The sequence below is a fragment of the Protofrankia sp. CiP1_Cm_nod3 genome, assembly GCF_982290655.1.
The window spans coordinates 1,676-9,908 of sequence record NZ_CEVIVD010000167.1 but is presented as its reverse complement, the minus strand read 5'-3'; the positions used below and the strand labels follow the sequence as shown (position 1 = coordinate 9,908).

Genomic DNA, 8,233 nt, shown 5'->3' with positions numbered 1-8,233 from the left:
GATGTGACATCAGAAGAACGGCGGTGCCGTCGTCCTCCCCGCGTTCTCCCGTCACCCAGCCGGGCAGCCGGGCACCGACGGCGAAACCGGCCTCGAAATCCGTGAACGGTTCACGCGGACAGTTCCGGGTCGTGGTGGCACGGGCGTCCTCGGTGCCCCATATCCGCCACAGAACCTCGTCGTCCCGCTGGCCGCGCAGCCGCATGAAGGACGCCGCGCTGTGAAAGCGCCCCCGCGCGACACCGTCACCATGGACGGTCAGGCGGAGAAACGCCTGTCGTTCGAAACTGCCGTCCAGCGGGACTACGATCCGGCCACCCGGCCGAGTCTGCTCGACCCAGGAAAAAGGAACCCGCAGCGCGCTCGCCGTGGCCACCACCCGATCGTAAGGGGCGTGCTCAGGATATCCGCGGGTACCGTCACCGGTAACGACCGTGACCGGATACCCGGTTCGTCCCAGCGTCTGCCGGGCGTGTTCGGCGATCGCGGGATCCACCTCCACGGTCGTGACACGCCCACCGCGTGCCCTCCCGGCGAGCAGGGCGGCGTTGTATCCCGTGCCCGCCCCGATCTCCAGCACGTTCATTCCCGCCCGCACGTCGAGCAGGTCGAGCATCCTGCTCATGACCACCGGCGCGCTGGACGAACTGGTCGGGAAGATACCCAGGCCGTCGCCGCGTTCTCCGTCGTCGGCCTGGGTGACGATCGAATCGCCACTGCTGACAAGCGCCAGCCACCCTTCGGGATCCTCAGCCCGGTCGAGCGGGACCAGCCATCCGTCCGCCCGTCCCACCCAGACCACGTCGGGGATGAAATCCTCGCGTTTCACACCTTTCCCGTCCCGTTACAGGTCGTGCACCGCACCGTCTGCGTCTGCCGCTGCCCACCCGCCGGCCCGTCACCATCGGTCCGCACCGTGACCGTCCCCCGGCCGTTGTATATCGGGCACTGCGGCGCCTCGTCCCTGTGCTTTCCCACCCGCCGGCCTTCCCAGAAAACAACTTCCAGCACTCATCATGAAAATATGGAGCCCACAGTGTGCGACAGGCAGTCACAACCGCCGCACCTGGACGAGAACAAGCCGGCCCACCAGGCGGTGGCATGTACCCACCGTTATCAGACGCCCCCGATCGGCCAACGGCGGCCATCGACGGGCAGACCACCGACCACAGACAACGCGGGCCGCCAGCACATCCTTCGGCGCCGCGCGCCTGTTCACCGCCGACGCGGACTGTCCCGAGTGATCCTGATCGACGTCCGCTGACACTCGGCCGGACCCGCCCCCACACAAACCCGGCCCGAAAGGCAAGCCTTTTCCATCGGGCCGGAGCCGAACAACCCACACGACACGCCACCCGGCAGCCGACAGACGCCGAACATCTGATATAAGTCCCGTCAACCATGCCAGACTGGACGTAATTTCAGCCCGGCCGCACCAGCCTGGCAACCGCACTGGCCATCGCACCCGGCAGCGCATGGCTCGCGACCGTCAGCAATGACAAAACGGTGCGGATCTGGGATTCCGCTACGGGACGCCCCACCGCCACCCTCAGTACCGACCCGGCGGAAGCTCCAGCGATCACACCAGACGGTCGTCTGCTCGCCACTATCAGCCATGATCGGACGATCCGAATCTGGGATCGGACGTCCGGAGAGATCATCACTATGATGCGAACCGACAGCGACCCGGTCACCTGTGCCTGGACCGCCGACGGCCGCAGCCTGATCGTTGGCGGTGAGCGAGGGGTGTACCGCTACGAGTTCCGCCCCGGCACTCCGGACAGATAGATCCGGACAGCAGCCCGAAGGCTCGAAGGATGTGAATGCGGGCTGTTATCGCGACAGCGGATTCACATCCTTCGATTTCTGCGCGCGCCGCTGCGCCGGGGTCGGCGCCCCGTCCACCGCGAAAGAGAATAGAGCGTCAGAACAGGGTGGGGATGGCGGGGGCCAGGCCGCGCAGGGCGTCGTAGTCGACGGTGACGCAGGCCAGGCCGCGGTCCGCGGCAAGCAGGCGGGCCTGTGGGGTGATCGACTGGGCTACCAGGATGCCGCGTACCGGGTGCGGGAGGAAGGGATCGTCCTGGAGACGGGCGAGGTACCGGGTGAGCTGTTCGACACCGTCGATCTCGCCCTTGCGTTTCACCTCGACCGCGACGCTGGCGCCGTCGGGGTCCCGGCAGAGCAGGTCGACCGGGCCGATGCCGGTCTCGTACTCGCGGCGCACCAGGGTGAGGCCCTCCTGGATCGCGTCCGGCCGGTCGGCGAGCAGGACCTGCAGGTGCGCCTCGACGCCGTCCTTGCGCAGGCCGGGGTCCACGCCGAGCTCGTGCGAGGAGTCGTGCAGGATCTCCTCGATGGTGATGACGAGCTGCTCGTCCGCGCGGTTGGTCACCCGCCAGACGCCGTCCGCCTCGGCTATCACGCAGGGCGGGCTCATCCAGTTCAGCGGCTTGTAGGCCCGCCCGTCCGCGTGGATGGACACCGACCCGTCAGCCTTCACCAGCAGCAGGCGGACGGCGCTGGGCAGGTGTGCCGTCAGCCGGCCCACATAGTCGACGCTGCACCGAGCTATCACAAGACGCACGGTTGCGCACCTTACCGCGTATCAGCCCTGGACCGCGTATCAGCCCTGGAAGGGTGCCGAGGGACCCTCGCCAGCCAGGCCAGCGTTTCGGTTTCGCGGGAATCGAGTGGACGTGGCGGCGGCTCAGCGCTGCTCGGGCGGCTGCTCGGGCGGCTGGGGATCCCGGGTGTCCTCGTGGGCGGCTGTCAGCTCCCAGCGGGTCAGCTGTGGCAGCGCCCACCACAGCGCGACGAAGAACGCCGCGGTCGCCGAGCAGATCAGGACGGTGGCGAGCGGGCCCATCAGCACGTCGACGACGAGCAGGACGGCGCCGTTGATCCCCGCGCCCAGCATGGCCAGCCCGGCCAGCGCCATGGTGTTGGCCGCGGCGACCAGCCGGGCGCGGGCGCCCCGGCGGAACATGATCCGGTGGTAGGCCACCGGGCCGATCAGCAGTGCGGACGCGGCGGCGACCACCAGCAGCGTGGCCAGGTAGAGCGCCCGCTGGAAGTCGGTGACCTGGTCCCAGCGCTGGGTGAAGGGGAGGGTCAGCAGGAAGGCGAAGAGGATCTGCACACCGGTCTGCGCCACCCGGATCTCCTGAAGCAGTTCGCTCCAGTTCCGGTCCAGCCGCCTGGCCCGCGGCTCCGGAGCATCCTCCAGCGGGACGTCCTCCCATGGCGCACTGTTCCGCGGGGCACCGTTCCGCGGGGCACTGTTCCGCGGGGCGGCGCCCGGCGGGGCGCTGTCTTGTGGAGGGTCCGGGCGAGGGGGCATCGCCGGCCGTCTAGGTCAGGGGGAGGACGCGGCTGGCGGGCCGCTCCCCCGGGCGGCGGCCCTTCCGCCGGTCCGCCCGGCTGTTTCCGCGGCGGCGCCCCCGGCGGCCTTATCGCTGCTCTTCCCGCCACTGCCGTCGGCGGCGGCCTTCGTCTCGGCGGCCCGCCGGGCGGCGACAAGGCCGTCGAGCAGGCGCGTCCGGTCGGCGTAACGCCGCCGGTAACGGTCCGCCTGCTCCGCGGGCAGCCTGATCAGCCGCGTCGGGTCGCTGTTGTCGGCCATGTCCGCCCGCTTCACGGCGACGGCGAGATCGTCGGCGGCGACCCGGGCAAGGTAGTCCTCCACCGGCTCCCCCGGGCGGTGGCTGAGCGCGTCGACCGCCGCCACGACCGCGGGCGGGTAACCGAGCGCAGCGAGATCGTCCAGGGTGATCGCGGAGTCCTCGACGACGTCGTGGAGCACCGCCGTCATCTGCGCGTGCTCGTGGTCGGCCCCGGCGCCGTCCGCGATGGCGGCAACCGCCCGCATGACCCGCAGCGGATGGCCGATGTACTCCTCGCCGATCTTGTCAAGCTGGCCGGTATGGGCTCGGGTGGCCAGGGCCACCGCGTCGTCCAGGGACGGAGTGTCGGGGACCATTCTGGGCACGCTACGCGCCCGCCGGCCACCTCGCACATCGGTCCCGGGCCGGCGAAACATCTCTCACCAGGCCTTTGATGCTCTCACCAGGCATCAGCTACTTTCCGCGACGACTACTCTCCGCGAAATCGGCGTCTCGGAGTCCAACCGGGTTAGATGGTGGGCTGTGGTCGGCCCAGGCCGCCAGCGGCCCGGATGACGTCGACCACGCTGTCCATGATCTCGGTGAGGCCGTAGTCCTTCGGCGTGTACACCGCGGCGACGCCGAGGGCCTTCAGCCGCTCGGCGTCCGCCGGCGGGATGATGCCGCCGACGACCACTGGCACCTCCCCGACGCCGGCCTCGCGCAGCCCGTCGAGCACCACCGGCACCAGCTCCATGTGCGAGCCGGAGAGCACCGACAGGCCCACGACATGGACGTCCTCCTCCACGGCGGCGGCGACGATCTGCGCGGGTGTGAGCCGGATGCCCTGGTAGACCACTTCGAAACCGGCGTCCCGGGCGCGCACGGCGATCTGTTCGGCGCCGTTGGAGTGCCCGTCGAGGCCGGGTTTGCCGACGAGGAACTTCAGCCGGCGCCCGAGCTCCTTCCCGGTCGCGACGACCCGTTCCCGCACGTCGGTGAGCTGCTGGCCGCCCGCGTGCACCGAGGACGCGGCGGACACCCCGGTGGGGGCCCGGTACTCGCCGAACACCTCCCGCAGGGCACCAGCCCACTCACCGGTGGTGACGCCGACGCGGGCGCAGGCGAGGGTGGCCGGCATCAGGTTCGCGTCGGTCTTCGCCGTGTCCCGCAGGTTCTGCAGGGCCTCGTCGACGGCACGCGCGTCGCGGCCGGCCCGCCAGGCCGCGATGTCGGCGCGGGCGGCCTCCTCCACGGCCGGGTCCACCGTCTGGATGGCCGTGGTCAGGTCGGCGAGCAGCGGGTTCGGCTCGGTGGTGGTGAAGGCGTTGACGCCCACCACCACGTCCTCGCCCGACTCGATGCGCACCCGGCGGGCCGCGTGCGAACGGACGAGCTCGGACTTCATGTAGCCGCTCTCGACCGCGGCGACCGCGCCGCCCATGGCCTGCACCCGGTCGATCTCGGCCTGGGCGGCCTCGGCGAGCTCGGCCACCCGGCGCTCCACGACGACGGAGCCCTCGAACAGGTCGGGGTACTCCAGCAGGTCGGTCTCGTGGGCGAGGATCTGCTGGATGCGCAGGGACCACTGCTGGTCCCAGGGCCGGGGCAGGCCGAGCGCCTCGTTCCAGGCCGGCAGCTGCAGCGCCCGGCAGCGGGCGTCCTTCGACAGTGTCACGCCGAGGGCTTCCAGCACGATCCGGATGACGTTGTTCTCCGGCTGCGCCTCGGTCAGGCCGAGGGAGTTGACCTGGACGCCGTAGCGGAACCGCCGGTGCCGCGGGTCCTCGACGCCGTAGCGGGTCCGCAGCAGGGTGTCCCACAGCCGCGTGAACGCCCGCATCTTGCACAGCTCCTCGACGAAGCGGACGCCGGCGTTGACGAAGAAGGAGATCCGGGCGCACACCTCACCGGTGCGTTCCGCCGGCACCTGCCCGGAGGCGGCCACGGCGTCGAGCACGGCGATGGCCGTGCACATCGAGTAGGCGATCTCCTGGACGGGGGTGGCGCCCGCCTCCTGCAGGTGGTAGCTGCAGATGTTGATCGGGTTCCATCGGGGGATCTCGGTCACCGAGTAGGCGATCATGTCCGTGATCAGCCGCAGCGACGGCGCGGGCGGGAACACGTACGTCCCGCGGGAGAGGTACTCCTTGATGATGTCGTTCTGGGTGGTGCCGGCGAGCGCGGCGACGTCCGCGCCCTGCTCCTGCGCGACGACCTGGTAGAGCGCGAGCAGCCACATGGCCGTCGCGTTGATCGTCATCGAGGTGTTCATCCGGCCCAGCGGGATGTCGTGGAACAGCGCGCGCATGTCGCCGATGTGGGCGATCGGCACGCCGACCTTGCCCACCTCGCCGCGGGCGAGCTCGTGGTCGGGGTCGTAGCCGGTCTGGGTCGGCAGATCGAAGGCGACCGAAAGGCCGGTCTGCCCCTTGGCCAGGTTCCGGCGGTAGAGGGCGTTGGTCTCGGCCGGGCTGGAGTGCCCCGCGTAGGTCCGGATGATCCATGGCCGGTCCCGCTGGGGACGAGCCTGCTCGGAGAGGTCCTGCCGTGCCGCATCCGCCATCGCCGCACCCGTTCCCGAAGGGATTGTCGGACGTCCAGCAGCGTACCGGCGCGGGCCGTCAGCCGCCCGAACAGAGCGGCGGGCGCCCCTGCCACACGGTGAACAGGCCGGTGGGCAGGCCGTCGCAGGCGCTGGGGCCCTGCGCGACCCGCTTCCACGGGCCGTCGCTCGTCCGCTTCCACACCTGCGGGTTCGGCGGGGCCGGGGTGACGCCCGCGACCTGCGCCAGGCCCACGGCCCAGTACTCGTCGGCGGCGCTGTCGACGCCCTCGACGGCCCCGTAGAAGAGCTTTCCCTGCGGTATGACGACGTCGTCGGTGGCCACCCCCGCGACGCCGCCCTCCCGCAGGGCGTACGCGAGGCTCGCGCTGAAGGCCCGTCTGTCCACCGGCCGCACCCGCATCTGGTGGGCCGTGCCCGGCTGCCGGCCGCCCTCCCAGGCGGACGGCTCCAGCGGCGGCCGCACCTCGGCCGGGGGCGCGGCGGTGGGCGCCGGCCGGGGGGCGGGTGTCTTCGCCGGTGCCGTGGCCAGGCCGATGGCCACCCCCAGACCGACCGCGGCGGCGAACGCGCCCGCGATGACCAGCGGGCGGCGCGGGTCAGTGGGCCGGCCACCGCCCGCGCGGTACGCGGGACCATCCGCTGGGTTCAGCCGCTGCGCATCGACGTCGAGCATGTTCCTCCCCGGCCGGCTCCATCATCCCATGGTGCACGGCCACGCCCCGGAACCGGGGCTCCGCGCCGTCCACGCTGGTCGGCCACAGCCCACCACACCGGCCGGCCCGGCGTGCCGGCCGGTCGCCGCGTAGCGGCCGGTCACCGCGGATCAGGCATGACCGACGTGGGATCAGGCATGACCAACATGGAACAGGTCGGCGTCCTCGACCTGGAGGAAACGTCCGAGGCGGTTCGCCGACAGCAGCCGGCCCAGATCGTCGGGTACGTCCACGAGCACCATCGACCGCCCGGAACGCCGGGCCCGCCGTACCCCGCCGAGCAGCACGCCGAGCGCCGCCTGATCGGCGAGCTCCAGACCGGCCACGTTCACCCGCAGCCGCCCCCGGCCGCAGTCGATCGCGGTGTGCAGGCGCATCCGCAGATCACCGACCGTCCGCACGTCGACCCGGCCGTGCAGGCGCACGGTCTGCAGCTCCCTGCCACTGTCGTTGCGAAACGTCACGTTCTTGCCCATCAGGCCTCCCGTCCCCCCGTCCCCCCTGATCCACGCCCTGACCGCTCGGGCATCCGCAGGCACCCGGAGGGTGGTCAGGGCATGCCTGGCGATCAGAGGCTGTCGGACGTGGCCGGCCGCGTAGCCGGCCGACGGTTTCCATGCCCTCCGTTCCGATCCGTGGCGCACCAGCGGCGAAGCGTGTGACGCCTCGTCCGTAATGCCAGTATCCATGGTCGCAGAGTGGCCGTTCAGATGGGCTGATGTGCACGGCGGCGGGCCTGTCACACACCGGGCCACCACAGCGTGACGGGAAGATAAACACGCGATACGAACAACTATAACGCTATGTTTAGCCAAGATTACGCTTACGACTGCGACGCGACCCACGCGCGAACGCCTGCGCACGGCCGGCGGCACTGAGACGATGAAGACCGTCCGGCCCGCCGGCCCGGACAGCCGGGAGGTGACGGTGCCACTGAACAGCCTGCACTACACGATCGGTCCGGCCATCGCCGTCGCCGCCACCGCCGTACTCGTGGCGGTGTGCAGATGGGTCTTCACACCGACCCGGACGCGCGGCAACCCGGACACCCCCTTCCAGCACGCCGACTTCGGCATGCTGGTGCCCGTGGCCACGCTGCGCACACCGTCGGACGCGGACCGGCTGCGCCAGCTCCTGCGCCAGCACGGGATCCGGTCGACCTCGGGCGCGGCCGCGCTCGGCCCGGTCCAGGTGAACACCGACGGGAAGCTGCGACGTCACCACACCCCGGCCTGGCATGTCATGGTGTTTCCCGAGGACTCCCTGCGGGCCCGGGCGGTGGTGGCCGGCACGGAACGAGACTGGGCCTGACCGACGGGACCGAGACGGCCCTCAGCGGTCACCCC

9 protein-coding genes are annotated in these 8,233 nt (G+C 71.0%); 2 read left to right on the top strand and 7 right to left on the bottom strand.

Annotation, left to right across the window (positions count from 1 at the left end; translation table 11 throughout):
• Nucleotides 1-829: methyltransferase domain-containing protein (locus AC5LUJ_RS21260; protein WP_493465593.1), on the bottom strand; the 829-nt coding region annotated here is incomplete at its 3' end.
• 611 nt (nucleotides 830-1,440) lie between these two features.
• Here AC5LUJ_RS21260 and AC5LUJ_RS21255 point away from each other — a divergent pair.
• On the top strand, nucleotides 1,441-1,788 hold the full coding sequence (locus tag AC5LUJ_RS21255) for a WD40 repeat domain-containing protein (RefSeq protein ID WP_445548612.1): 348 nt from the start codon (nucleotides 1,441-1,443) through the stop codon (nucleotides 1,786-1,788).
• A gap of 136 nt (nucleotides 1,789-1,924) precedes the next feature.
• Here AC5LUJ_RS21255 and nucS read toward each other — a convergent pair whose 3' ends face one another.
• From nucS to AC5LUJ_RS21225, 6 genes are all read right to left on the bottom strand, one after another.
• The gene (gene nucS, locus AC5LUJ_RS21250; protein ID WP_250281302.1) at nucleotides 1,925-2,587 is read right to left on the bottom strand and encodes an endonuclease NucS; all 663 of its coding nucleotides are present in this window, start codon (nucleotides 2,585-2,587) and stop codon (nucleotides 1,925-1,927) included.
• A 123-nt stretch (nucleotides 2,588-2,710) separates the two neighbouring features.
• Complete coding sequence (locus AC5LUJ_RS21245; protein ID WP_493465592.1) at nucleotides 2,711-3,343, bottom strand: DUF6328 family protein; 633 nt, start codon at nucleotides 3,341-3,343, stop codon at nucleotides 2,711-2,713.
• 15 nt (nucleotides 3,344-3,358) lie between these two features.
• Nucleotides 3,359-3,982, bottom strand: a complete 624-nt coding sequence (locus AC5LUJ_RS21240) for an HD domain-containing protein (RefSeq protein WP_250281326.1) — start codon at nucleotides 3,980-3,982, stop codon at nucleotides 3,359-3,361.
• A 152-nt stretch (nucleotides 3,983-4,134) separates the two neighbouring features.
• On the bottom strand, nucleotides 4,135-6,171 hold the full coding sequence (locus AC5LUJ_RS21235) for a protein meaA (RefSeq protein WP_250281300.1): 2,037 nt from the start codon (nucleotides 6,169-6,171) through the stop codon (nucleotides 4,135-4,137).
• 58 nt (nucleotides 6,172-6,229) lie between these two features.
• Nucleotides 6,230-6,847 (bottom strand): hypothetical protein, encoded by a 618-nt coding sequence (locus AC5LUJ_RS21230; protein ID WP_250281298.1) that lies wholly within the window; start codon nucleotides 6,845-6,847, stop codon nucleotides 6,230-6,232.
• 171 nt (nucleotides 6,848-7,018) lie between these two features.
• Nucleotides 7,019-7,363, bottom strand: coding sequence for an STAS domain-containing protein (locus AC5LUJ_RS21225; RefSeq protein WP_250281297.1), 345 nt, complete (start codon nucleotides 7,361-7,363; stop codon nucleotides 7,019-7,021).
• Nucleotides 7,364-7,769: 406 nt separating this feature from the next.
• Here AC5LUJ_RS21225 and AC5LUJ_RS21220 point away from each other — a divergent pair, with 406 nt between their 5' ends.
• Nucleotides 7,770-8,198, top strand: a complete 429-nt coding sequence (locus AC5LUJ_RS21220) for a hypothetical protein (RefSeq protein WP_250281296.1) — start codon at nucleotides 7,770-7,772, stop codon at nucleotides 8,196-8,198.
• The last annotated feature ends 35 nt before the right edge of the window (nucleotides 8,199-8,233 follow it).